Genomic DNA, 1,365 nt, shown 5'->3' with positions numbered 1-1,365 from the left:
GCCACAGGCCGGGTCCGAGGCGCACAACCTGCGTACCCGCGCCGAGCTGGTGGATGGCCAGTGGGTGATAAACGGCGCCAAGCAGTTCGTCAGCAACGCCCGCCGCGCAGGGCTGGCCATCGTGTTTGCCGTGACCGACCCGGAGCTGGGCAAAAAGGGCCTGTCGGCGTTCCTGGTGCCTACCGACAACCCGGGTTACAAGGTTGACCGCAGCGAGCACAAGATGGGCATCCGCGCCTCCGACACCTGCGCGGTCACCTTCGACAACTGCCGCATCCCGGCTGCCAATATCCTCGGTGAGCGTGGCAAAGGCCTGGCCATCGCCCTGTCCAACCTTGAAGGCGGCCGCATCGGCATTGCTGCCCAGGCACTGGGTATTGCCCGCGCTGCATTCGAGGCGGCTCTGGTGTACTCGCGTGATCGTGTGCAGTTCGGCAAGCCGATCAACGAACACCAGAGCATCGCCAACCTGCTGGCCGATATGCAGGTGCAGGTGAATGCCGCGCGCTTGCTGATCCTGCATGCCGCACGCCTGCGCAGCGCCGGCAAGCCGTGCCTGTCGGAAGCCTCACAGGCCAAGCTGTTTGCCTCGGAAATGGCCGAACGGGTGTGCTCGATGGCGATCCAGGTGCATGGCGGCTATGGCTACCTGGAGGACTACCCGGTAGAGCGCTATTACCGCGATGCGCGGATTACGCAGATCTATGAAGGGTCGAGCGAGATCCAGCGGATGCTGATTGCGCGAGAGCTGAAGCACTACCCGCTCTGAAAGACTTGCGCCGTCCCTGTAGGAGCGGCCTTGTGTCGCGAAAGGGCTGCGAAGCAGCCCCGAAATTTGTGCATCTGCGCCGAAATCCTGGGGCTGCTGCGCAGCCCTTTCGCGACACAAGGCCGCTCCTACACAGGCCGGCGCAACCCTGGGGGTTGGTGCTCAACGCCAATAGCGAGAATCATCCACCACCTTCGCATGCCCCTCGAACAACGCCGGCAGCTGTTCTTTCAGATAGTCGATCCAGGTCCGTACCTTGGCATCCAGGTAATGCCGTGACGGGTACATCGCGTACAGCGCACTCTCACGCAGGCGGTACGGCGCCAGCAGCCGGCACAGGCGCCCCTCCCCGATCGACTGGCTGGCGGTATAGAACGGCAGCAAGCCAATGCCCATGCCCAGTTCGCTGGCCACCAGCATGGCGTCGGCGACGTTGGTGGAAAAACTGTCGTTCGGCGCAATCACACACTGGTCAACCCCTTGCGGGAACACCCAGTCGCCCTCGTACATCGGGTAGGCCATGCGCAGGCAGCGATGGCTGTGCAAGTCTTCGGGGCGCTCCGGTACGCCATGGGCCTCCAGGTACGCGGGGGCCG

General features: G+C 64.0%; 2 protein-coding genes. One reads left to right on the top strand and one right to left on the bottom strand.

All coding sequences use genetic code 11. From position 1 onward, the window contains the following. Positions 1–769: acyl-CoA dehydrogenase family protein (locus HP546_RS30280; RefSeq protein WP_172233560.1), on the top strand; the 769-nt coding region annotated here is incomplete at its 5' end. Between the two features lie 162 nt (positions 770–931). Here HP546_RS30280 and HP546_RS30275 read toward each other — a convergent pair. Further along, a partial coding sequence (locus tag HP546_RS30275; protein WP_218584661.1) for a substrate binding domain-containing protein occupies positions 932–1,365 on the bottom strand: 434 nt, incomplete at its 5' end.

Origin of the sequence: Pseudomonas sp. CM25, assembly GCF_013179705.1 — a bacterium.
Taxonomy (GTDB): Bacteria; Pseudomonadota; Gammaproteobacteria; order Pseudomonadales; family Pseudomonadaceae; genus Aquipseudomonas.
This window is presented reverse-complemented; position numbering and strand designations above follow the sequence as displayed.